Here is a 22744-nt window from a genome sequence, read left to right as displayed (position 1 = left end):
TGGGGACGGTGGCGTCGACTCCGGTGGGCGCCTTCTCGACGTGTACGGCGCTCACGGCTGCTCCACCCTGGGCGTGCGGCGGCACAGCGGGCAGGCGTGGCCGGTGACCGGTTCGGTGAGAGCGCAGCCGCTGCCCAGGCGTATCGGCGACGTCTCGGCCCCGGCCATGGCCGTGTTCGGGAGCAGACGCCACGTGTCCACACGCCATTGCAGGCCGGGCAGGCGGAGCGACGGATCCGTGAGAGCCAGGAGGAGGCACCGGTTGGCCGCTTCAGGATGCCCCGTCGGGAGAAGGAGCTCGCCGCTGCACGTCCACGCCTGTCCGTGGTTGGCCGACCAGTACACGCGGGCCTGGGTGCGGCCGGCCAGATAGAGGCCGCCGTAGCCGGGCGCGGTGTCATTCAACACCGCGGCAGCGGCATCGAGGACGGCGGTGGCGGCGCTCGCGGCAGGCAACGCGTGCGGCACTGCCGCGGTGACTGATGGTGGTCTACTGTTCGTCACTGTCGGATCTCCTACATCCGATGGGGCTGGGTTGCGCCGCGCTGCGGTGGCGTGACCCAGCTCGTTCGCGTTTGGGGACGCCGTACGGTCGGAGCCTGGCTGCGCAGGTGGCCGCGGACGAAGAAGAGTTCGCCGCCGGCGTCACGGATCAGCTGCGTTCGTGTGGCCGCGAGCTTCGCCGGCCCGAGATGCGCAGGCGAGGGCATGAGCACGCCGTCCACCTCGTCGGCGGCGACGATGTCGAGCAGCGCGGTGAACGCGACCGCCCGGCCGCACCCTGGCTGGCCGCGTTCGGTACAGACCCCCGCCAGCAACAGGCGACGCTGGAGGCAGAAGTCCTCCAGAACGGCGCGAAGACCCGCGGCTGCGTGCAGGCACCCCGAGCAGTCGCAGATAGCCGCAGACGACACCGAGCTGCGGAGTGCGCTGTGAAATGACATGAGTCATGGCGTGTCCCACGGGTGTCGGCGGCATGACGCCTGGTGAGGAGTGCGGTTCAACGATCATGCAGCCCCGCTGTCAGGCCGAGTAGAGCAGCGGACATGCAATTGCCATGCAAGTTTCTGCAATTCGGCGTCTCGGCGTGCTTCCATATGCGGTGTGGCGACGGTCGTGGAGTGGACGGGCGCGGAGGCCGCCGTGCTGCGCACAGCGTTGCGGCTCAGTCAGCAGGCCTTCGCCGACTTTGTCGGCGTGAACGTGCGCACCGTGGCCTACTGGGAAGCGCACGGGGCGCTCGCGCGCCCGAAACAGGACACCCAGGCCCTGCTTGACATGGCGCTGCGCCGAGCTGGCGCAGATGCGCACCGCCGACTTGAATCGCTTCTGACGACCATGGGCCGGTCGGAGTCACTGTTGGCAGATGACAGCCTGGAGCGCATGAAGCTCAGCCGGGTGGTCCCGGGGCACGGTGCTTCACCAGGTGGCGATGGCCACGCGAGCGCTCTGGGCAAGCTGGACTTCCTCACGTCCCGAGCCGACGTGCTGGCTGCGGCCCAGACGCTGTGGGTGAACGACCTCGACCAAGCGCACTGGCTCCATCGCGACGAGGTGCCCGCGTCGGTGCTCATGGCACCGATGGGCAGATGGCTCGTTGCTCTGCCGCCCACGCAGGCGGGGCAGACGAATCGAACCCGTCGCGTCACCGTCAGCGACGTGGAGAGGGCGCGGGCCACATATCGCCGGTTCGAAGCTCTCGATCACCGCTACGGGGGCGGCCACGCGCGGCGGGCAGCTGTGCTGTTCCTGCAGGGCGAGGTCGCCTCGCTGCTGCACGGCTCGTACGCCGACCACGTCGGCCAGAGTCTGTTCGCCGTGGCTGCCCAGTTGACGTACAAGACCGGCGCGATGGCGTACGACATGGCCTTACACGCGACGGCCCGGCGCTACTTCGTGCAGGCGCTGAACCTCGCTCATGCGGCGGGTGATCGGCCGCTGGGCGGCAAGGTGCTCGCCTTGGCTTCCCACCAGGCGAACTTCCTCGGCGAGTACCAGGAGGCGGTCGATCTGGCCCGCGCGGCCAAGTACGGCGCCGCCGGCCAGGCGACGCCGACCGTGCACGCGATGTACTGCGCGATGGAGGCGCGTGCACTGGCCAGCCTCGGTGACCGGCGCAACTGCCATGCGGCCCTGGCGGAGGCGGAGCGGGCGTTCTCCCAGCGGCGCGAAGGCGAAGACCCCGACTGGATCGGCTATTTCGACGCGGCGGAATTCCACGACGAGTTCGGCCACTGTTTCGCGTCTCTGCGAGACACGCGCGAGGCCCTGGTCCACACCGGGCTCGCGCTCAGCGCCTCGAGCGCAACGTATCGCCGCTCAAGGACGTTCTGCCGGCTCATTCAGGCCGGCGTTCACGTCACCTCGCCCAAGCCCCGCAGACAAGATGTGGAGCAGGCGTGCGCGGCGGCCGCCGATGCGCTCGCCATGGCCGGCAAACTGAACTCCCAGCGGGTCCAGACCTACATCGATCGGTTCAACAGCCAGCTCGCCCCATACGCGCGCGAGCGCGTCGTCGCCGACTTTCGCGAGCAATGGCACGAGACCCTCGTTCCCGCGTAGCAACACACGACGCTCACAGGGCTCGCTGAGTGCCGTCACTGCGGTCTGGGTCACCTGCCGCGCCGGTCACGTTCCCGGCGTCCACGGCCGAGGGTTGGCTGGGTCGCGCAGCGTCGCGATGCGGTTGAGCGCCTCAGGAACGAGCCGTGGCTCCCGGCCGGTGCGGCCCGCCAGCCACGTCGTCATCCGCAACTGCCGCACCCTGGCCAGCGTCGAGAAGCCCTCCCACCGCATGACGTCGGCGCCGTACGCCTCAACGAAGGCGGCGTACTCTGCGGCGGTGTACCAGCCGACCACGTGGTAGTTCGCGACCACGACCAGGTCCCACTCGATCGGTCCGATGGCGAACCGTTCGAGGTCCAGCATCACCACGCGGCCGTCGGCGCCGCGCACGAGGTTCTTCCGGTGCGGGTCACCGTGGATGGCTCGCGCACCATGAGCGAACGACAGGCCCGCGTACGCGGCCCGCAGCTCCCCCAGGAGGTCGAAGAGGAAACGCCGGTCGTGCTCGTGAAGGCCAGCGGCGTCGCGGATGTGGGAGTCCTGGCGGTGGAACGGGTCGAACACCGGGAGCATGCCCTCGGGCGGAGCAGGCAGCGCGTGCAGGCGCCGCAGGAGCGCGCCGATGTCAGCCGGCCGCCCGTGCTGAAGAGCAGGGATCTCCTCCCAGAACGTGACCACGCGGCCGTCCGCCAGGACCGGCTGGTCCGCGACCGCAGCCGACGGCCGGACCGCCGGCAGATCCTGCTCGGCGAGCCACGCGGCCACGCGAAGTTCCCGTTCGACCCTGGCCAGCGCCGTCATGCCCCACGCGACCCGGGCGACGACGCCTTCGAGCGGCAACCTGAAGACGCCGTTGTCGCCGACAGGGCCAAGCACGGTGGCACCCGACCAGTTCAATCCCTTCTGCTCGCACGCGAGCTGAAGGGAACGGAACGCGGCGGCCTCGGTGAACGACGCGGCTTGGCCGTCGGCGGTCACCGCGGCCTGCGCCGGAGGGTGCGGGAGGTCGTCATCGCGTCCAGGATACGAGCAGGCCCCCTGTATACCGGAGGACGGTCTCGGCGGCGCGGGCGATCATGCCGTGCACGAACCCCGCCGACGGCGCGGCCCCTGTGAGCGAGGCGATCAGCTCGGCGCAGCGGTGCACCGGAATCGCGTGGGCCACCATCAGATACACACACCACGCCTGCAGATTGACCCCCCAGGCTGACCGGCGCACGAGGCACACCCTCCGGCCGCGCGGCGACATGCACCTTCCCGCACCCGCACGCCGCGCTGTGCAGATCATGCTGAATCCTCGCAGCCGTCATCAACGGTACCTCGACCTGCTGATGCCGCGCCGTGACGCCCAGATCCACCGCCCCGGCCAGATCCGGAGCGAGCGCGCCTGCACGTTCCAGGCCACCTACGCTGCCGGCTCCGGCCGGTTCCGCTGGCTGACTATGATGGACGAAGACGAATGAATCAGAAGTGGCCGCGCGCCCGTACTACGCTCCAGTAGGTGTGGGCTACCAGATAGCAGTTCACGTTGTACCGCCAATCCAGTTGGATATCACACTCGCGCCGCATCTCCGCATAGAAGACGGTGTCCAGGTGATGCCTTTTACTGGCACTGGTCCAGCCGACGTCGGGGTAATTGCGGTAGCCGAAGTCATGGCGGGTGCATGGCGGTCTGAAGTCCACCCGTTTGAACCCGAATATAGGTCCCACCCCCCAGACCGGCGGCTGGTCGGGTGCGGGGCGCGTACAGAGGTCGGTGCTCCAGTTGAAGTTGTAAACCCCGTAGTGGTCGAGGGTGTTTCGCGCCTGCCAGAACATGTTGCGGCTGGAATCGGTGTTCAACGTCATGAGGTACAGCAGCGAACGTTTACTGGTCCAGAGGGTGCCGTACGCGACGTTGCTGTCGGTGTGGCCCGCCCTGTTCTCCGCCGTCACCTTGAACTCGTAGTCGCCCCACTGGACGTATTTGAAGGTGAGCGAGGTCCTCACGACCGGGTAACGCGCCCGGTGCCAGAAACCGCCTACTCGCCGATACCAGACCCAGTAATAAACGTTGCTTGTCGAGCTCGGATTCCAGTCGAGGTTGACGTATCCCAGGTGGCCATCCGCTCTGAGCGCGGTCGGTGCCTGGGGGGGTAGGAGTCCAGGCCCGCCGCGCACCACGTTGGACGCTGGGCTCTGGTCGACGAGGTTCGCCGCGACGATCTTGAAATCGTACGGCTGGTCGTTCCACAGCGGGTATCCGAGCCGGGCGGAGGTCTTCAGAGTCGGGACCTGGAAGTAGTACCAGTCGTTGGAGGTGGCCGACTTGAAGAACACCCAGTAATAGACGGGGGGATCCGGGCTCGGCTGCCAGGACAGCTCGACCCTGCCATCGCCGGTGCCCGTGATTGCCAGACCCGTGGGGGCCCGGGGCCGGGTCATCCTCGGAGTGGCTTCCACCGTGTTGGTGGCGGAGCTTGGCCCGTAGCGGTTGACCGCGACGACCCGGAACTCGTAGCGGAAGTTGTTCCACAACGGTTTCTCCGCCCGTGCCTTCGAGTCGAGGGCCTTGAGGGGGAGGATGTACCATCCGCTGCCGCCGTACGGTTTGAACTGAACCTGATACCAGGCCTCCGTGTCGCGGCTGGGGTCCCAGTCGAGGTCGACGTATCCGTCGCCGACGTGGGTGACCCTCAGGTTGCTGGGCGGCCCGGGGAATCCGGGGATGTCGTCGGCCTCGGGCCTTGGCGTCTGCGCGGCGGGCTGGGACACCATGGACGGCGTGGCCGGCCTGGACGCGGACCCGGAAGCGGTGGAGGCGGTGACGGTGACGCGCGCGCGGCCCGACAGCGGCCCGTCGCCGGCCTCGTTGGTCCCCGCGACGGCGAACTCGTACTCGTGCCCGCCCGTGAACGGCCCCACCTCTGCCTGCGCGCTGGTCGCCGGATATTCGAGCTTCGTGAGTGTCGTCTCCCCGGCCGTGACGTCCCGGTAGTGGACCCAGTAGAAGGCCCCCTCGACGGCGTTCCACGACAGGGCGACCTTCCCGCCTGCCCGCGCGGTCGCGGTCAGCCCGGTGACCTTCGGCGGCAGCGGGGGCATGGGCCGCGCGCTGACCACCGCGCTCGCGGGGCTCTCGCCTCCCTCATTCTCGGCGGTCACCTTGAACTCGTAGGTGTGGGCGTTGACCAGCAACCCGAGATCGGCGCGGGGCTCAAGAGCGGGCAAGGACTGCTTGACGAACCCGGTCTCGCCGGCGGTGACATCCCGCCGGTACACCCAGTAGTAGCCGGCCGCGGCCACCTTCTGCCAGGTGAGCGTGACCTTCCGATCGCCGGCGGCGGCGGACAGGCCCGTGGGGGCTCCCGGCCGCGGCATGTCGGCCACCGCCCTGGCCGGGGCGCTCGCCGGGCCTTCCCCGCCGTCGCCGACGGCGATCACCTTGAACTCGTAGGTGTGCCCGCTGAGCAGCCGATCGGCCGTCGTCGTCGTGGCCTCGACGGGGGAGTCCATGGGGGAGAACGCGGTCTGCCCCGCTGTGACGTCGCGTTGGTGCACCCAGTAGGCGCCGGCCCGCTCGGCCGCGTGCCAGGTGAGCTTGATCGTGCCGTCAGTAGTGGCGGTCGCGGTCACGTTCGCCGGGGCCGCGGGCGGGCGCATGACAGCGGTGGCGCTCACCACGGTGCTCGCCTGCCCCTCGCCCCCCGTGTTGAGCGCGGTCACCTTGAAGTCATAGGCGGTGCCCGAGATGAGCGGTGAGGTCTGTACGGTGGTGGTGTCGGCGGGCAGGTCGAGCGGCGTGAAGTCGGTTGTGCCCGCGGCGCGGTGATACACCTGGTACGCGTCCGGTGCGGCTCCGGCCGGCACGGTCCACCGGAGAGTGACCGTCGCGTCCGCCCCGGCCGTCGCGGTCAGGCCCGTAGGAGCCCCCGGCACGGCGAAGTTCGCCGTCGTCTGGACGAGGTTGCTCGGCGTGCTTTCCCCGACGGTGTTGCTCGCCGTCACCTTGAACTCGTACTGGTGGCCGGTCTCCAGGGATTCGATCTTCTGCGTGGTGGCCTCACCGTCCTCCACTGCCGCCTGCGTGAACTCCGTCTCGCCTGCCGTGATGTCCCGCTGGTGCACCAGGTACGCCACCTCCTCCTCCGGCGCAGTCCACGTCAGCGTGACGTCGCCCGTCGTTCCGGCGGTGGCGCTGAGACTCGTCGGCGCGGGCGGGGCCGACCTGCTGCCGCGGGTGGTGACCACGCCGGTCGGCGTCCCTTCCACCCCGGCAGCGTTGACGGCCCGCACGTAGTAGGCGTAGTCGACGCCCGCGTCCAGCCCTGCATCCTGCAGGCTCCGCTGCGCGGTGGGGTAGCCCGTCCGGGCGAAGTGCGTCTGGCCGTTGCCGAGGTTCTTGCGGTAGACCCAGTACTCCAGTGAGTTGCCCGCCGGAGGCGTCCAACTGATCGTGGCGATGCCGTCACTGGACGTCTTCACGCGCAAACCGGTGGGCGCCGCCGGTCCGCCGCCCGACGTGGGCGGCCACGGCACCTCCAGGAACCGGGGCCGGTAGATCCGGACATCCTTGTAGTGGTCGCCGTTCTCGATGGTGTTGACGTCGTACGACAGGAACAACTCGCCCGGATCGGAGAGCTGCGGATGAACCCGGCCGTGGTAGATGAAGCGCTCGTAGTTGCTGATCTCCGGCTCCGGTGACTTCTCCAGGTAGACAGGCCCCGTGAACGGGCCGGTCGGGGACGTCGCCGTGTACGCGACGATCCAGTGGCTGAAGATCTCGTGGCTGTCCTGGGTCACCAGGACGTACTGGCCACCCACCTTGTGGACCGACATGCCTTCCGTGACGCCGCTCATGAGCCGGGCCGAGGCCGACTCCTGCGCCGACCAGCCACTTCCGGTCCAGAACTGCCAGGCGCCTCCGAGGTCGCCGGCCGCGACCCGGGCGACGTGGCCGAACTTCAGTCCGCTGACGGACTCGCTGCCGTAGACGTAGGTGTACGAGCCGTCCTCCATGATGGCGGCGCCCCAGCCCACCGTCCCGTTCAACGGCAGATCGTGCACGGACGAAACGGTCAGACCCGGCAGGGCGAAGGTCACCAGCGTGGTTCCGACACGCTCGAAGCTGAACGGGCCGCCGTCCCCCGTCTTGCGGAACTTCCCATAGATCGCCCGCAGCGAGCCGTTCGCGACGGTTGCGTCGCCGACCCAGTAGAACTCGTCGGCGGCCGCGGCGATCACCAGAGACTTGGGCGCGCTGCTCGTCCCGCCGTGGATCGTGGGACCGAGCGCAGTGCCGGTCTGCACCACGATCGAGTTGTTGATGAAGGGGGTGGTCTGCGGTCTGGAAAAGTCGCTGTTGACCTTGCCGAGGAAGGTGTCGGAGAACAACCACGCCGTACGGCCGTCGGGGAGCGGCACCGAGACTGTGGAATCACCCCCCGTCCAATGCCCGCCGCTGTTGCCGTAGTTGCCGAACATCGCCTCCACGTCGGGAGCGGAGGGGTTGGCGGCTTGGGTGATCTGTGAGACCTGTGGCGTGGTCAGAGCCGGTGCCGCCGATGCGGTCGCCGGCACCGGAGAGATCAGGACTAATACCAGGATCACCGAGATGATCGCGGCAAGCGAGCGTAAGTAGCGCATGGATTGCTCCTGAAAACGTTACGCAGTGGCCGGGGTCATGTGCTGCCAGATGGCTGGGTTCGCGGTGCCGGAGACCTTCTGGAGGAGCGATCTGATGTGGGGGACGGCCTGGGCCAATCGCTCTCCGGCGAGGTGAGCGACCGCCGCGGTGGCGTCGGCCGGCATGGGCGAGGAGCGGGGCACGGCGGCCGTCCTGGCGGCGAGTTGGGACGTGTGGTGGGGCTCGCCGCCGCTCCAGGCGCTGATCAACCCGAAAAGGAGCATGATGGCGGCCATGTCGGGAGCTTGCTGGGCGAACCCGGCCTCAGCCTCGGCCATCTCCTGCGGTCGATGACGGCCTTCTCCGCATGTCTTGCGTAGATCTCGGCCAAAGGGGTTCCCCTGTGGGTTGTCGCGCCTGGTGAGGCGCACCAACTCCGGCATGCTCGCGAACACCCCCGCTGCTGCCCACCCTGAGGCTGGCGACGCGATTCGGCTCCGGCCACAGTGCATCGTGGGACGCGTGTGTCACGGCTAGGTCTGGCCATGTTGCTCATGGCTGCTCCATGAGGGGGACGGGGTAGCGCTCATATCCAGTTGACGAACGAGCACCCGCCGAAGGGACAACCCGTGCAGAGAAGTTTGGAGGGGACGGCGAATCACGGGTAAGCCGCCTGCTCACGTTGCTGCACCGATGAAGAGGGCCGGCACCAATCCCCACACCACGCCACGACCCCCGCCCTCACCCCGACGAACTACTCCCGGCCGGCTACTCCCAGCCGGGTTCCGCATCGAGCGGCCCGACAGCCGGATCAGCGTCGCGTGGTAGCGCCTACCTGAAGGGAAGCACCGGTATGACCGCCGCCCAGGACGCCGCCGGCCCTGCACCACCTGTCCGGAGCTTGCGCGAGCGGACCTTGTGGCGGCTGTTGTATGAGTCGGCGGCCAGAGCGCAGGAAGTCCTGGCCCTGTGGGGCTCAAAAATTGGATTCGACGTCTGTCCTGCTGGTTCTTGGTGGTGTCAGATGGCGATCCGCTACTCGTTGATGAGGCCACCGAGGATGGTTCTGCGATGGACGCGATAGCTGGCCAGGTCGACGGGCGATGGCGGAACCTGGGACTGATCCAGGCCGAACAGGTCCTTGCCGAACTCGAAGGTTTCCACCGCCCAGCGCAGCCCGGCTGCCGCTATCAGGCGGGCCATCATGGCAGGCTGGCCGTGGGGGACGAAGCAGTAGTGAAAGGCCAGTTCGCCGGTCGCGCGATGCTTGCGGATCAGCAGAAAGTGAACCGGGCTGGCGGTGGCGATCCAGGCCCAGGCGTAGGTGCGCTCGCCTTGGGACCCGTCTCCGGCTGAGCGGATGGTCCACTTACGTTTCTGATTCAGATGCTTGGCCACGACTTGTTCGCAGGTCAGACAGGTGCCGCCGCCGAGCGTGAGGGTGAAGGCGGCGCCGACGCGCAGCACGTAGGCCTGGGCGCGCTCCTCCAGGAAGGTCCGGAGCTTCGCGCACGCGCCGCTTCCGGTTGTCAACGACGGCCGAATTCGGCCGTCGTTGACATAGCGAGCCCTCTTCATCGTCTGGCGCAATCGTAGTTCTGCAGGACCACGATGGCCCAGCCACCCGGGCGAGGTTGCCGAGAAAGCCGCCCTGTCCAGCGCGTCTGGCGTCGAGAGCGGCGGGAGTGAGCAATCGTGGCGCTCGCGGGCGACAGGCTCGGGCCGAGATCTGCCGGTGCCGGGGCGCTTGAGCCCGATGGGCGGCGAAGAGCGGGTGGAACGGCTCCTCCCGCAACGAGGGACATCTTCTGCGCTCGGCTCGACGAGCTCCCGCAGAAAGGACGACGGGTACGGCCATGCCGCCAAGACGGCCGAACTCCGCTCGTGGTCAGGAGGCAGCGACGTGGCCGTGACTCGCCGCCATGCCCTGGTTCGAGCTCGAGTTCCATGACGTTATGAGGCGACAGACTTGGACATCTCTTGGCCGTTTGTGTGCTTAATGGGGGTTTTATCCTCGTCGGGTGGCCGATAGAAACCGGCCCATGACCACCCCTCCCTGCCAGCGTAAAAACGCTCACACTCGGCCTTGAGCACGATGGAGCCGATGCTTGCCCGCGCAGTAGCCGACTTTCCTTCCGGCCGGCCCGGACAATGGGCATTCGAGCCCAAACTTGACGGCTACCGTGCGCTGGGGATCGTCGATGGGGACCGCGGGGTTTACCTGCAGTCCCGGCGCGGTGCCCGCTTCAACGAGACCTTCCCCGAGATCGTGTGGGCTCTGTTCGAGCACGTTCCAGCACGGACCGTCCTGGACGGAGAGATCGTCCGCTGGTCGTCGGGCAGGCTGGACTTCGCGGCACTGCATCGACGCCACATTGCCGGCCACCGTGGCGCCGCGGCGATGGCAAAGGCGGAGCCGTGTCACTTCGCGGCCTTCGACGTGCTTCGCCTGCGCGGGGGGAGGTGCGGGGCCTGCCTCTGCACGAGCGTCGCGCGCTCCTGGAGGAACTGTTCACCTGCATTCCGGCGGCGGGAGTTCTGGCGCTGGGCATGCACACGCGAGATGAAGCGGAGGCCCGGGTCTGGTACGAGACGATGCACACGGTGGGCGTCGAGGGCCTGGTCATCAAGCCGACCGGGTCGTTGTACGAAGGGGGAACGCGCGGCTGGCAGAAGCTGAAGCGGAAGGCCACCTCAGAGGCCGTGGTCGGAGGCTACGTCGGCTCATCGAGGCGGCCGAGCGGGCTGATTCTCGGACGGTACGACCGTGCGGGACGGTTGCGCGTTGTCGGCCGGACCGCCCAGCTCACCGCCCAGGCCGCAGCCGAGATCGCCCCACTCCTCACCCCGGCTCACGACGGCCACCCGTGGCCGGCCGCCCTCCCGCCCGGCTGGGCGTCCAGCCCGTACGCAGGCCGCAGCCCCATCGTCTACACCCAGGTTCAGCCCGAACTGGTGGTGGAGATCCTGGTCGACACGGCGGTGGAAGCAGGCCGGCACCGGCACTCCGTCCGCTACCTGCGCCCGCGTGCCGACCTCGACCCGATGCACGTGATCGAGGAGCGTGACACCCTGGAGTGATCAGCTCGTCGTAGCGAGTGACGTCGGCGCAGTGAGCCGGCGACGCTCCTGCGCGGGCCGGGCCGGATCCTGCGCTCACGTACCCCGGAGCTGATCTATCCGGAGCTCGGGGCCTGCCTGCTTGCCCGGGGCGTAGTGCGCGCTGATCTGCACCGCCGCCACCGCGGCCGGGATCGGCCCCGACCGGGTCACGTTCCTGGGCGCCGTCCGTATCGTGGGCTGCACGGCCATTGACCGCGCAGTCCTTTCTCCGGAGCCTTCCGGCGCCGCTGGCGGCGTGCCCCCGACGAGGTCATGCACCGACGAAACGTGAGCCCTCGCCGTCGTCGCCATTCCTGCTCGCGAGCCGTCAAGCGGACACGGGCTGTGGCCCTCCTGAGCGCCGTTGCGTGCGTGTTCGAGGGGGGATAACGGCAAAACCTCTCGTCGTTCGTGGCCGCCCGCCAGAATGACCACCAAAGCGATCAATAGCTGCGGTCATGCTAATGCTCTGCGGGGCCTGTGGTCGGATCTGGAGGCGGGATGGGACAGACCGTTGGGCGGTACCGGCTGAACAGCCAGCTCGGCCGTAGCGGGGCGAGCGCTGTCTGGCGCGCCTATGACCCGCTTCTCATCCGCGACGTCGTCCTCAAGAGGCTCTTTCTGCCGGGTGTGGATGATGGCAGTGCGCGCCGCCGGATATTGCGCGAGGCCAAGGATGGGGTGTACGGCCGGCTCTTGCATCCGAGCATCGCCACCATCTACGACATCTTCGAGGCGGACGGAGATCTCTGGATCGCGACGGAGTACCTCAACGGGTCGTCCCTCGACGACGTGATATTGCAGGTCGGCGTGCTGCCGTCCGAGACAGCTGCGGCCATGGGGCGTGACTTGGCGGCTGCGCTCCACTACGCGCACGAATCCGGCGTGCTGCATGGCGACGTCAAGCCTGCCAACGTCATGCTCACCGACGACCGTGCAGTGCTCAAAGGATTTGGGGGTCCCCCAGCCGGAGGGTTGGCATCTCTCAGCTTCATGGCTCCTGAGAGGCTTGCTGGAGAGGGCGCCAGTCAGCAGGCGGACATGTGGTCGCTCGGTGCAACGCTCTACGCCGCGGTCGAAGGGCAGCCACCCTACGGCTCCCGAGGCGTGTCTGCGGCGGCTGCTGTGCTGGCGGGGGAAAGCTATCCACCGCCTCGCCGGGCCGGCGTGCTCCAACCGGTGATCGAAGCGCTGCTCCGCAATGATCCACGGCATCGCATCCGAGCAGAGCAGGCCGCTGACCTCCTTGCCGATGCCGGAACCTACAGGGGCAGCGAGATGATTGCGCTGGGCGGCGGCAGCGAGGTCTCCTCAAGTTCGTCAGCGCCCAGCGCACGGGTTGATCCGCCTTCGGCGGCTCGTCACACGAATCCCCTCGAAACAGCGCTGGCCGAAGCAATCGCTGCAGCGCACGACGGTGCTGGCGCTCTGATCTTCCTGCCGGCAGACGACGGCGCGAGCGAGGTCGAGACTGCGATCGTTGCGGTGCTGGAGGCGTTCGACATCGGGGTCGAGGAGCGGCTTCCGATTATTCGTGCGTCCTGGCTTCGCCGCCTCCGGCTGCGGGTTCGAGCGCTTGCCGGTTCCCCTGCGGCGAAAGACCTTCTCCATGAACTGGAGTACGCAGCGAGGGTCAAGATCCTGTATGAGCCTGTTGCGGGCATTGATGAGAAAAAGAGCGCAGCGGTCGCATCGTTGATCACGGCGCTTGAATCGCAGCCGACGGCCGCCATCATGATAAGTTCGATCTTGATTCTCAAGGTCGACGGTGTGCTGATCGTCAGGGACCTCACGCCCGCTGAGCTGGTTCACCTGAAGCGAAATCCGCTTCTCGTACGCGACCCCGCCGCCCTCTTGGAGCAGTTGAACGGAGCGACTGGTGCCGAGGTGCGTGGGCTCTCAATCGGAAGACTGGATTCCGCCTGACAGTCGCTCGCCAGTTTACGTCAGCTCCTTTCTCGCCCAGCCCTCGCAGTTCGGACATTTCCGCGAGGTGTCGTGGCCTTGAACGGGCCGCATGCGGCTACTCTTCGACCCGCACAGAAGGTAGCGACGGGGCTTCGTGATGATCGCCACCGCTGGGGAGGAGCCCTCTGTCCTCGCCATGGAGCTCGAGCGGCGAACGATCGAGAGGCATCCCGGATCGTTCCGGAACGCCCCTCGACACTGGTTGGGCCTGCCGCCCTTGTTCAGAGCATGGCCGTCTACGAGTCTTGTCCCGCCTCCTCGGCGACAGACCTCGATGAGGCCAGTTCCTGCTACCGCGTCTACCAAGCCGGCATGCCGGTCAAGGTGGGCGGCGGACCACCGGGAGTTCGGCGTCGACGCTTGATACCGGGCTTTACGATGCGCCGTGTCGCCACGCCCGCCCCGACGATCGGCGCAGCGGTCCGCCCGCGGTCTGCCGGCAGCAACGCACGGCCTCCGCGCGGGCGGCGGCTTCGATCCGCTCGGCGGAGTCGCGGCGGATGCAGCCGACCGGCCATGCCGCGCCGAGCGCTTCCACGGCCATGAGATGGGCATGCAGGCGCTGTCCGGTGGCGCGCAGGGTGGGGGCAGCGGCGGGGTCGACGAGGTCGATCATCGCGACGGCGAGCATCCATCGTGATCGCCATCGGGCGAGGGCGATGCCCCGCTCGGCGCTGGTCGTCGCCTGGCGCATGTCGGCCTGAAGCTGGGGGAGTGTGCCTGCCAGGCTTGAAGCTGCCTGACACGCCAGCCGCCGGTCGGCCCGGTATCTGATCCTCCGCACACGCCCAGCGATGCTCCGGGCCGCCGCGGCCAGATCCGCCCATGTGACGCCTGCGCGCATGCCCGGGACCTTACGGGCAGCCACATCAACCGCTGATCAAGACGGTCTCCAGCACGATCAAAACCGGTGGACGGCGGCGGGTGGCCGGCTCCTTCCCGATGGGATGTGGGGATCCGGCGCGGTGCTTGCGCCATCCTTCGCTTCGTTCCGCATCGCTCCGCACCCGTCCGGATCGATCCGGGTCGTTCCGGATGCTTCCGGAACCGTCCGGATCGAGGCAGAACTCGCGTGCGGGAAGCGGGGAGTCAGGTTCTGTCAAGTCCTCGGTCTGTCCGCCCGAACTGCGGCTCGCGCCGCTCAGCCCGGGGGTACGTGCTGGAGGACCGAACCGTGCATGAACTGGCCGCGTCGACGATGTCGCGGGAACTCCACACGCTGTGTCCCCAAGCAGGCGGCTTGGCGGCTTCCTCGACAGAGGCTGTGCATCGCGCTCGGACGACTCGAAGGTTCCCCCACCCTGCCGCGGCCATGAGCGAACGTGCGAGCCACGAGCATCGGTCCTACTTGCGCGCCGCGTCGGCCTTGGCTTTCGGGACAGGCGAGGCAACAGCGCTGCGCTGGCGCTCGCCATCCCGCCCGACCCGCGCGGCAACGACGCGACCAGCAGATCCTGACCGGCGGGTGCGCCCATGTTGCCGGCGTCGGGCGGCGTGGCATCGACTTGCCCGATCTGTGCGCCTGGGCCGCCACCTTGAAGACTCGTTGATGAAGGCGGTGTGCAGGTCGCGTACGGCGTGGGCGAGAGGCAGGCAGGCCCGCAGCAGGTCGGTGAGCGCCACCGGCAGGCGGGTGGCGGTGTGCAGGATGAGCACGGTGGCGCCCAGGGCGGCCAGAATGGTCGAGGTCATGCCCTCAGCGTCGGTGCCTGCTGTGTCCGGTCGCATCCGGTCCGGGCAAGTTGCGCTCTGTCCCTGATCAGCGCGGGTGGTCGGGCTATTGTCCGAACGGAAAGCGAACGGCGTCTTTGTGGTGAGGGGAGTGCCGATGCCCGATCCTCGGCGGATTCGCAGCAGGGCGGATCTTTCGAAGGCGTTTCAGGAGCTGTTCAAGTCCGTCGATGGCGGGTACGGGGTCGTGGCCGGGCAAGCGGGCGTGTCCTCGTCGACCCTGCACGGCATGGTCACGGGGACGAGCTTCCCGCGGTGGCGGACGGTGCAAGCCGTTCTCCTGGCCTCCGGTATTCGGCAGGAGGCGCTTGAGGCCTGGCAGGCAGCTCACCGGCGCGCTGACCGCGACAAACCGGCAGCGGCCCTGGGCTGGCCGCTGCCCGAGGTGACCGATATCTTCGCCTGGCCGCGCAGGCGCGTAACCCGCACATCACGATCCAGGTGATCCCGTTCAAGGCCGGTGCCCATCCAGGCATGCCCGGCAGCTTCATCATCTTGCGTTTCGGCCCGATCGCCCCTGACATCGTCTACATCGACAGCATGGGCGGCGATCTCTTTCTCGAAGAGGAGGCCGAGCTAATCAGGCATAACATGGTTTTTGAGCATCTTCGCGCCGTAGCGCTCAGCCCTTCCGACACGGCGACGCTACTGACATCCCTCAGCGAAGATCACGATTGAGAGGAGCTAGGGTGCAGTCCGACCTTTCCAAGGCCAAGTGGCGAACGAGCCGGTTCAGCGGCAACGGGGCAAGCTGCGTCGAGGTCGCCGTCCTTCCTGCTCGTGACGCCGGAGTTCCCAACAAGGCTGACGAGGAGTTCGTTGTCGTCGTGCGTGACACGAAGAACCGGGACCGTGAGCCCCAGGTCTTCACCATCCGCGAGTGGGACGCCTTTCTCGCTGGTGTGGCTGAGGGGGACTTCAGCGCCGCGTCCTTGATCGCTAGCTACCAAGGTGCTGGAGTTCTCTGACGCGCTTCCCGGAGGAGTCGAGAGACGCGAACGCCCGACTATCACTCGTGGCCTGGGCGTTTGCATGCCGAGGAGGAGGAACGGCCAAGGCGCGCCGTGAGGGGCCATCTTCCCTGCCTGCCATCGCACGACACCACGTCGAGCATGCCCGGCATGGTTGCGAGGGCGGGCGACGACAGACGGGAAGGCATGCAGGCGACCTTTGACCGGGGGAAGCCCCTGCTCGCGACCCGAACACCTTGACTCGTGTGGTCCGCGAACCTCCACGAGACACCCGGCGTCGCTCCCTTCCCTCTTTCCGCAGGCCAGACAACCGTCACCCCTCTGGCCAGGATCGCACCGACCACTTTGCAGCGTCCACAGCTGACCTAGATTCGTCTGGGGACTGGTAGAGGCCGCCCAGGGTGGCGGTGAAAGGTTCCAGCCATAACCTCCACTGCCTGTTGAGGGTGGCGCAAGCAGAGGTGTCGGTGGCGGCGAGAAAGCGCAGGTGCCGAAGGCCGTGCATGAGCACATCCACGTCGCGGGGTGCCGGTGCTTCGGTGGGAGGGTGGGGCGTGGGCTTGCCAACTGCCGCGGCCCACGCGTGGGTGATCGCGACAGACATGGGCCACCTGCTCCGGGCGTGCTCGCCCGGGGCATCGAGTGCGGCGATGTAGGTCACGACGATCGCGCCGTCGACGGTCCGCCAGCTGGTCGAATGCAGGAGCCGGACAAGGTCGTTCACATCGTGGCCGGCCAACAGGCGGTGGGCCGCGTGGTGGGGCGTGCAGTCGAGGTCGCCTGTACGCCACCCTTCGAGGCCGCTGATGGACAGGATTCCACTGTCGTCGGCGAGCAGCGGCCAGACTTCGACACGCACGCCGTATTTCGCTGCTCGACGGCCGCCCTGCCGACTCGCATTTCCTGACTGATCGTCAAGGTGCATGTTAACGTACGGTAGCAGGGGCAATCCTCCCAAATTGCACTCTTCGGGCCCTGCTCCCAGCAGGGGTTGCGTGAGCGAGGACTGGTCCTGGATCGAGGGCCAGACCCGCTCTCGCGCGGGCTCTCGACCTGCTCGGCTTTGCTCCCGACGAACCTGCTCAGGAGGCGTGATGGATCTCGCCAAGGACCTCCGCGAGGCGCAAACCCAGCTCGGCCAGGCCAGCGCCGAGTTGCGGGCCGCCCGCGCCACGCTCGACAGCGCCGCCGCGGCGTACGATGCCGCGCGCCGACGGCCGGATGGCGTGCGCTACGAGAAGGCCCGCGCTGCGTGGGGTCTGGCTTTGCAGGAGTGGGCGCGCTTGCTCATCCGCCGCGCGGGCCTGGCCGACCTGGTCGTCGCGGAGCGCCGTCGTCTCGCCCGGGACGTCGCGGACGAGCTGCTGCTGCCGACAGCGTTGACGTGATGCTCGCCAGCGGCTGTCGCTCGGCTACGCACGAGCAGGCCGGGCTCGGCCAGGCTGCTCCGTTGCAAGATCACGACGGTACTCACCCTGACCACGGCGAGACGCTGCTCAGCGTCTTGGAGTCGCTGCAGTTGTTCGCCGAGGACCTGGCGGTGCCAGACGCTGGAGACATGGCGCTGGGTGGCCTCCCACTGGCCCGCCCGGCACCGCCAGGCCGGCACCGCCAGGCCGGGGTGCCCAACAACATTCACCGCAGTCGCCGTGCCCACCTCGACGTACAGGCAGGGAGGCTTGACTGGTTTCTCGCGGTGCGGGAGGTCGCCGGGGACGGCTTTCACCCTTGGTATCGAAATGCTGTCCTGACGTAACACCGGCCCGCCCGGCTCGTATGTACGGGCATGCGGAGGTTTGGCATCTTCCACCGCAGGCGCAGCCGCCGGAGTCCTCCGGCGTCTGCTGCAGGCCGGGACGGTGGGGTCAGACGGGAAGTCGTCGTCGGAGTCGTCGCCGGGGTCGTGGCGATCGGGACGGCCGTGGTGACCGCGTGGTTCACCCGGTGGGGGTTCATCCCCAGCGCCGCAGACCCGTCCCCGACTCAGACCTCTGCGTCCGCCACAGCCTCGACCTCGACCTCCGGCACGCCCAGCCGGACCCCGAGTGCGCCGCTCCCCGTGGCGCTCGACCTCGTACGACAGGAGCGTCTGGAAATAGTGGGTGACACCTGGGTCACCGCGGACGCGGCCGACCTCACCGTCCGCGAACTCGCCCAGGCGAACGGCCTGCGGCAGTACGGTGATGCCACGGACGGCGAGGACTCCAAGTGGACGTTCTTCCGTGGCATGGGAGCGGTCGATCCGGGCGCGAGCGTGATCAAAGTGGTTCTGCGCGGGACCCGTCCAGAAGGCGTCCGGATCACCGGGATGCGAGCGCTCACGGAGTGCGGGCCGCCCTTGCGCGGCACCCTGTTCCACTCGCCTCCCGCCGGCGACGAGGAGAGTCCCACTATCGGGTTCGATCTCGACGAGCCGGAGCCCAAGGCGCAGCGGATCACCCAGGAAGGAGACTGGGAGAAGGACTACTTCGCGTACCGGACCATCTCCCTGGCCCACAACGAGACCATCGCCCTCCGGTTGGAGACCGTCACTGCCGAGCACTACTGCGAATACACCTTCCAGATGCAGGTGACTACCGCGACCGGGGTCGTCACCCAGGTCATCGACAACGCCGGCAAACCCTTCGCCATCAGCGAACTGCTCAGGAAGGACACCGAGGGCGGCCTGGCGTTCGAGGAGTACCAGCAGTTGTACGTGGGCGGGGTCGCCGATCCCAGCGGTGACGGCGACTGGAGGCTGTGGGATGCCGCCGAATACGAACGCGTCTACGACTCCGACTGAGGCCCTGCACACGAACCCCCTGATGTGCGAACCGGGCGAGCTATGCGTTGCGTTGTCCTGGTCGTCAGTGGGGCGGACGGGGCAGCGCAATCGCAAGCGGTGCTCTGACCTACGGGTACATCACCTGGCGTGGTCGCTTCCACCAGCTTGGACCAGGCTCTCCCACGGCCATGAAATGACTGACACTGTCACAGCGCGCAGCTACCCTCGCTGCTGTGACAACCGAGATCCTGCCGGCCGAGTCCGCTGATCGGCTGCGTGCCGACATGGTGTCCGAGCTGAAGCGCGACGGCTGGATTCGTTCCCCCGAGGTCGAAGCGGCTTTCGCGAAGGTCCCGCGCGAGAAGTTCGCTCCTGAGGCGCCGCTCGCCGCGGCGTACTCGGCCCGGGACACCGTGGTCACCAAGCGCGGCGCCAACGGCAGGGCGACGAGCTCGATCAGTGCGCCCTGGCTTCAGGCTGACATGCTCGAATCAGCTCAGCTTCGCCCAGGCGCGAAAGTCCTCGAGATCGGGTCGGGGGGCTTCAACGCCGCACTCGCCGCCGAGATCGTCGGCCCCGACGGACTGGTCGTCAGTGTGGACATCGACCCGTTCGTCACCGAGCGGGCGGCCCGCTTCCTCGCGGAAACCGGCTACGCGCGGGTGAAGGTCGTTCTGGGGGATGCCGAACATGCCGCGGATGAGCATGCTCCACCTGGCGGCTTCGACGCCATCATCGTCACCGTCGGCTTCCCCGTCAACTGCTGCGTGTTGAGCCGGGGGCGTCTGGTGGGGCGGCGTCCGTTTCAGAGCTGGGGCTGTCAGGGTGTGCGTTCTGCCGGTCGTGGATGGCCTGGGATGGCACGGAGTCTTGGGCTGGCTTCGGTCAGTTCGCACCGGAGGCTCCGGTTTTCCATCTGTGCCTGATGGAGTGCTCCGACCAAAAGTTCGTTGTCGGTTCTGAGTTGTCGGAGTTCTTCTAGTTCAGCGGTCCGGAGTTTCTGGAGTTTAGCCAGCTGTGTGCGTAGCTTCCTTTCGCTTTCGGGGACCTCTTTGCGCGCTCTGATTCGGTCATAGAACTCGTTCTTGAGGTCGACGTGTCGTTGGGTGAGGGCATTGCGTGGGACTTGAGCTTCCAGGGCCAGGGCGACGATGGTGAGGGCCCCGTTTGAGTGCTGGTGTGATCCCGTGAGGATCCGGTCCATCGCCGCGCGGATGCGGTCGCGTTCGTCGAGCGTGGAGTTCATGCTGTCGTCTCCAGGAGTGTGATCCGGGTGCGTTCGTGGGCTTCGGCGTGATCGCGGAGGTTGGCGGCTCGTGCGCGGAGCCGCTGAGCCAGGGGTTCAGGTGTTAGTCCGTTGATCAGGTGATGGCCGGATTCCGGGTCGGGGCAGCAGCCGGCGCGAAGCCCGAGGACTTCTCCCGGGCGCATGCCTGTCAGATACGACAGGACGATGAAAGAAGCTGTGACCAGGTGTTTCATAAGGGTTGAGGCCTCGGAGAAGTCGATGGCCGTGGTCCAGGGCCGTCCGTCGAGAGTCGTGGTGATCTTTGTTGGCAACGAACATGGCCCGGGGTTGCGCTGCAGGTACTCCTGCCACCGCTGTCTTTTCATCCGGTGGTAGCACTGGTTGGGTGAGGCACCGGTGAGAGCGCTGAGATAGGTGCTCGCGCCTGCGAGGCGGCCGTGCTGCAGGAGGCTCGGCATGGGCCGGTCATGAGCGGCGAGATCGTCAAGGTAGGCGTCTAGCGCGGTCAGTGACGCCGTGGTCGAGCGGTTGGCCGCGGCTTTCGCCACCAGGCTCTGCTGGGTTTCCCAGGCCGCGAGGATGTCATCGGCGAGTTCTTCGACCGTGCGCAGAGCCCAGATCAGCAACGGTCCCATCGTGGCCGGAGTGATCGGGTCGGTCGCGTTCTCTCCCCGGCTGGTCGCGGCGGGCAGGAAGTCGTCGATGCCCTCCTTGAGCCAGGGTGGTTCAGTGATCCCGAGCGGCTGCTCCTTGACGGAGTCGAAGACCCACAATCGGCTGAGGGATGTGGTCTTGGTCAGCAGTGTGTCCCGGCTCGTTCCTTCGGCGGTCAGGTGCTGGACGTAATCGCGGTAGTCCTGATCGGAGCAGTGCGCGAGGCTGGTGAGGCCGCGCTTGGCGAGCCAGCTGGTGAAGGCCCGCCAGTCCAGGGCGGTCATGTAGATCCTGGCGGCGCTCAGCCGGGCCCGGTAGGTAGGGTTCCTGCCGAACACGAACGCGTCCGGGACGGATTCGTTGATCAGCAGCCAGGTCAGGTGCCGCAGCTCCTCACGGAAGACCCCGACGAACTTGTCCCAGTAGATCGTGCGCCGGGCAGCGCTGGGGTTGTCTGAGAGCGGAGCCAAGGGCCAGACGGGATCCCCGTAATTCGCCGTCGGACCGGCGTAATCCGAGAGCAGGACGTGGCTGATCGCGGGCGTGGCCGGGTGCGGCCGGGCCGGTCGATCGGCCGCCAGGACGGTCATGGGCCGTAGTTTCCGTTCAGGAGATCGTTGATGAGGTCACGGTCGGCAGGGGAAACCTTGGTCATCGCGGCATGCCAGATCGGTGTTCCGAGCCGGCTCCTAAGGTCGGTGAGGCGGGCATGGGCCTCGGCCCAGTCCTGCGCCCAGGTGCCGGGATCGAGCACTCCCTTAAGGTTGTCCAGGGCCCGGTGCAGCACCGTCAGCCGCGGATGGTGAGCTGGAGTGATGCGGGCGTTCGGGCAGCCTAAGCAGAGCAGGAACGAGGCATCACAGGCCTGGCCCTGCTCGCTGAACGGACTGCCATGGAAGTCCGTGCAGTCGGCGGTAGCCGTTTCTTGATCGTCTTCCCAGCGGGTTTCGGCCAGTTGGGCGAGCACGGTGCGGTGGGCGGCCTCCAGAGCGTCGGTGGCGCCCCGAGCAATTTCGGGGATCGCGGCTTGCTGGACCTGCGGCTCGTTCAGGACATAGACCCGGTCGTGGGTGTCCTGGGTGTTCTGGCCCGGCTCGCGGCGGTGCAGAACGTTCACCGTTTTGCGCATCCGCCGCATCGAGGAACTGCTCAGGTCAAGCCGTGCTCCCCAGTCCCGTATGGCTTTGGTGCCGAGGCCGACTCCGAACTGACCTACTCGTGGTGGCGAGTCCTTGCCTGGGCGCCGACCGGGATGGACATGGCGCCAGATCAGGAGCCGGTCGAGTTCTGACCCTTCCGCGCGGACGAACGCTCGGGCGGTCGCGGTCGCGCCAAGCGCTTGGCTGATGAGCCTGCCAGCGGTGTCCGCCCCGAGATCGGTCACGTTCCGGGTCTCGAAGTGGTTGCCGGCCCCTCGCCGTCGTTTCTCCAGCTCCAGCCGATAGGTTGGCGCGCCTGGCTTGCCTGAATCCGGGGTCGGCCGCGGCGCCGACATCTCGCCAACGGTCGTCGCGTTCAACCCGAACTCGGCCACCAGCAGGACTGCCAGCGCTGCGGCTTCTTCCCGTCCCAGGTAGAGGCGCTTCCACGTCTGTGGCGGGCCTTCGCCGCCGAGTAGGTGCGCGTGTTCGAGAGGGACCCGCATCTGGCCGTTGTCGCGAGGAACACGCGGAACATCCCCAGTGCGGGCCAGGAAATCGAGGATCTCCCCGACCTTCCATTCATCGGTGCCCGGCGTCAACTGCCCCGATCGCCATGCATGCAGGCACGAGGTGTTCTCCTCGATGCGCAGATAGGCCGAGCGAAACGTTCTCCTGGCCTCAGTGCGGATCTGCTGGAACTCCTCGCCCGTGAACGCCGTCTCCTTTGGTTTGACCTTCGACAAGCGTTTGGTCATGGCGGCTCGGGTGTCCGTCCGCAGCCGGGGATGCGCCCGCAAGAATCCCGCAGTTCTGGAGATCTTGGCGTAGCCGCCGCCTGACGTCACCGGCACCTTGATCCGCCAAGCGGCCCAGTGCGCCGGGGTCAGCTCGTCGATGTCTCTGGGCGGCTGGTCCTGCTCCGCCAGGAACCGAGCGAAATCTCTCATGATCCAGAAGGCCTGTCCCTGGCGGCAATGTCGGCCACGGGGAACA

Annotated in this window: 23 protein-coding genes and 2 pseudogenes; 12 read left to right on the top strand and 13 right to left on the bottom strand. The window is 67.6% G+C overall.

Going from position 1 to position 22744, the window contains the following annotated elements:
- Window positions 1-51: 51 nt before the first annotated feature.
- Both ACZ6S0_RS49510 and ACZ6S0_RS49505 read right to left on the bottom strand, forming a co-directional pair.
- Window positions 52-504: a hypothetical protein gene (locus ACZ6S0_RS49510; protein ID WP_465927509.1), complete on the bottom strand. Its 453-nt coding sequence runs from the start codon at window positions 502-504 to the stop codon at window positions 52-54.
- 11 nt (window positions 505-515) lie between these two features.
- Window positions 516-818, bottom strand: coding sequence for a hypothetical protein (locus ACZ6S0_RS49505; RefSeq protein WP_465927507.1), 303 nt, complete (start codon window positions 816-818; stop codon window positions 516-518).
- A 286-nt stretch (window positions 819-1104) separates the two neighbouring features.
- On the opposite strand from ACZ6S0_RS49505, the gene ACZ6S0_RS49500 reads away from it, so the two are divergent.
- On the top strand, window positions 1105-2562 hold the full coding sequence (locus ACZ6S0_RS49500; protein ID WP_465927505.1) for a helix-turn-helix domain-containing protein: 1458 nt from the start codon (window positions 1105-1107) through the stop codon (window positions 2560-2562).
- A gap of 66 nt (window positions 2563-2628) precedes the next feature.
- Here the strand turns inward: ACZ6S0_RS49500 and ACZ6S0_RS49495 are convergent, their stop codons facing one another.
- Both ACZ6S0_RS49495 and ACZ6S0_RS49490 read right to left on the bottom strand, forming a co-directional pair.
- Entirely contained in the window at window positions 2629-3543 is a 915-nt protein-coding gene (locus tag ACZ6S0_RS49495; protein ID WP_465927503.1) for a phosphotransferase family protein, read from the bottom strand.
- Window positions 3544-3574: 31 nt separating this feature from the next.
- Window positions 3575-3742: a hypothetical protein gene (locus ACZ6S0_RS49490; protein WP_465927501.1), complete on the bottom strand. Its 168-nt coding sequence runs from the start codon at window positions 3740-3742 to the stop codon at window positions 3575-3577.
- 100 nt (window positions 3743-3842) lie between these two features.
- Here ACZ6S0_RS49490 and ACZ6S0_RS49485 point away from each other — a divergent pair, with 100 nt between their 5' ends.
- Entirely contained in the window at window positions 3843-4028 is a 186-nt protein-coding gene (locus tag ACZ6S0_RS49485; protein ID WP_465927499.1) for a hypothetical protein, read from the top strand.
- Window position 4029: 1 nt separating this feature from the next.
- Here ACZ6S0_RS49485 and ACZ6S0_RS49480 read toward each other — a convergent pair whose 3' ends face one another.
- The 3 genes and pseudogenes from ACZ6S0_RS49480 to ACZ6S0_RS49470 form a co-directional block, all read right to left on the bottom strand.
- Window positions 4030-8190, bottom strand: a complete 4161-nt coding sequence (locus tag ACZ6S0_RS49480) for a phospholipase A2 (RefSeq protein WP_465927497.1) — start codon at window positions 8188-8190, stop codon at window positions 4030-4032.
- 18 nt (window positions 8191-8208) lie between these two features.
- Window positions 8209-8508, bottom strand: a complete 300-nt coding sequence (locus ACZ6S0_RS49475; RefSeq protein ID WP_465927495.1) for a hypothetical protein — start codon at window positions 8506-8508, stop codon at window positions 8209-8211.
- A 772-nt stretch (window positions 8509-9280) separates the two neighbouring features.
- A pseudogene (locus ACZ6S0_RS49470) lies at window positions 9281-9688 on the bottom strand (IS701 family transposase); the annotation flags it as partial.
- Window positions 9689-10265: 577 nt separating this feature from the next.
- Between ACZ6S0_RS49470 and ACZ6S0_RS49465 the strand changes: the two are divergent.
- Window positions 10266-10616 (top strand): annotated as a pseudogene (locus ACZ6S0_RS49465) (ATP-dependent DNA ligase); the annotation flags it as partial.
- A gap of 17 nt (window positions 10617-10633) precedes the next feature.
- Window positions 10634-11251, top strand: a complete 618-nt coding sequence (locus ACZ6S0_RS49460; RefSeq protein WP_465927493.1) for an ATP-dependent DNA ligase — start codon at window positions 10634-10636, stop codon at window positions 11249-11251.
- A 75-nt stretch (window positions 11252-11326) separates the two neighbouring features.
- On the opposite strand, the gene ACZ6S0_RS49455 is transcribed toward ACZ6S0_RS49460, so the two are convergent.
- On the bottom strand, window positions 11327-11482 hold the full coding sequence (locus ACZ6S0_RS49455) for a hypothetical protein (protein WP_465927491.1): 156 nt from the start codon (window positions 11480-11482) through the stop codon (window positions 11327-11329).
- Between the two features lie 291 nt (window positions 11483-11773).
- Between ACZ6S0_RS49455 and ACZ6S0_RS49450 the strand changes: the two genes are divergently transcribed.
- Complete coding sequence (locus ACZ6S0_RS49450; RefSeq protein WP_465927489.1) at window positions 11774-13198, top strand: serine/threonine-protein kinase; 1425 nt, start codon at window positions 11774-11776, stop codon at window positions 13196-13198.
- Window positions 13199-13613: 415 nt separating this feature from the next.
- On the opposite strand, the gene ACZ6S0_RS49445 is transcribed toward ACZ6S0_RS49450, so the two are convergent.
- Both ACZ6S0_RS49445 and ACZ6S0_RS49440 read right to left on the bottom strand, forming a co-directional pair.
- Window positions 13614-14084: a hypothetical protein gene (locus tag ACZ6S0_RS49445; RefSeq protein WP_465927487.1), complete on the bottom strand. Its 471-nt coding sequence runs from the start codon at window positions 14082-14084 to the stop codon at window positions 13614-13616.
- Between the two features lie 500 nt (window positions 14085-14584).
- Window positions 14585-14932: a hypothetical protein gene (locus ACZ6S0_RS49440; RefSeq protein WP_465927485.1), complete on the bottom strand. Its 348-nt coding sequence runs from the start codon at window positions 14930-14932 to the stop codon at window positions 14585-14587.
- A gap of 136 nt (window positions 14933-15068) precedes the next feature.
- On the opposite strand from ACZ6S0_RS49440, the gene ACZ6S0_RS49435 reads away from it, so the two are divergent.
- Genes ACZ6S0_RS49435 through ACZ6S0_RS49425 form a run of 3 tightly spaced genes read left to right on the top strand, consistent with a single transcriptional unit; the run spans window position 15069 to window position 15939 of the window.
- On the top strand, window positions 15069-15416 hold the full coding sequence (locus ACZ6S0_RS49435) for a hypothetical protein (protein ID WP_465927482.1): 348 nt from the start codon (window positions 15069-15071) through the stop codon (window positions 15414-15416).
- Window positions 15413-15649 carry a Scr1 family TA system antitoxin-like transcriptional regulator gene (locus ACZ6S0_RS49430; protein WP_465927480.1) on the top strand — a complete coding sequence of 79 codons (237 nt, stop codon included), beginning with the start codon at window positions 15413-15415 and terminating at the stop codon, window positions 15647-15649. Before ACZ6S0_RS49435 ends, ACZ6S0_RS49430 begins: the two co-directional genes overlap by 4 nt.
- Before the next feature lie 11 nt (window positions 15650-15660).
- Complete coding sequence (locus tag ACZ6S0_RS49425; protein ID WP_465927478.1) at window positions 15661-15939, top strand: DUF397 domain-containing protein; 279 nt, start codon at window positions 15661-15663, stop codon at window positions 15937-15939.
- Window positions 15940-16255: 316 nt separating this feature from the next.
- On the opposite strand, the gene ACZ6S0_RS49420 is transcribed toward ACZ6S0_RS49425, so the two are convergent.
- On the bottom strand, window positions 16256-16867 hold the full coding sequence (locus tag ACZ6S0_RS49420; protein ID WP_465927476.1) for a hypothetical protein: 612 nt from the start codon (window positions 16865-16867) through the stop codon (window positions 16256-16258).
- A gap of 169 nt (window positions 16868-17036) precedes the next feature.
- Here ACZ6S0_RS49420 and ACZ6S0_RS49415 point away from each other — a divergent pair, with 169 nt between their 5' ends.
- The 4 genes from ACZ6S0_RS49415 (at window position 17037) to ACZ6S0_RS49400 (ending at window position 19632) form a co-directional block, all read left to right on the top strand.
- Window positions 17037-17330, top strand: coding sequence for a hypothetical protein (locus tag ACZ6S0_RS49415; RefSeq protein WP_465927473.1), 294 nt, complete (start codon window positions 17037-17039; stop codon window positions 17328-17330).
- Window positions 17330-17698 (top strand): hypothetical protein, encoded by a 369-nt coding sequence (locus ACZ6S0_RS49410; protein ID WP_465927471.1) that lies wholly within the window; start codon window positions 17330-17332, stop codon window positions 17696-17698. The genes ACZ6S0_RS49415 and ACZ6S0_RS49410 overlap by 1 nt, the downstream gene beginning before the upstream one ends.
- Before the next feature lie 147 nt (window positions 17699-17845).
- Window positions 17846-18724 carry a hypothetical protein gene (locus ACZ6S0_RS49405; RefSeq protein ID WP_465927469.1) on the top strand — a complete coding sequence of 293 codons (879 nt, stop codon included), beginning with the start codon at window positions 17846-17848 and terminating at the stop codon, window positions 18722-18724.
- A gap of 215 nt (window positions 18725-18939) precedes the next feature.
- Window positions 18940-19632 (top strand): methyltransferase domain-containing protein, encoded by a 693-nt coding sequence (locus tag ACZ6S0_RS49400; RefSeq protein ID WP_465927467.1) that lies wholly within the window; start codon window positions 18940-18942, stop codon window positions 19630-19632.
- Window positions 19633-19948: 316 nt separating this feature from the next.
- On the opposite strand, the gene ACZ6S0_RS49395 is transcribed toward ACZ6S0_RS49400, so the two are convergent.
- Both ACZ6S0_RS49395 and ACZ6S0_RS49390 read right to left on the bottom strand, forming a co-directional pair.
- Complete coding sequence (locus tag ACZ6S0_RS49395; protein ID WP_465927465.1) at window positions 19949-21199, bottom strand: hypothetical protein; 1251 nt, start codon at window positions 21197-21199, stop codon at window positions 19949-19951.
- Entirely contained in the window at window positions 21196-22698 is a 1503-nt protein-coding gene (locus tag ACZ6S0_RS49390) for a hypothetical protein (protein ID WP_465927463.1), read from the bottom strand. Before ACZ6S0_RS49390 ends, ACZ6S0_RS49395 begins: the two co-directional genes overlap by 4 nt.
- Window positions 22699-22744 lie beyond the last annotated feature (46 nt).

It is taken from the genome of Nonomuraea sp. NPDC051298 (assembly GCF_055586305.1).
The sequence above is the reverse complement of the archived record's forward strand: the minus strand, read 5'-3'. Positions and strand labels throughout refer to the sequence as shown.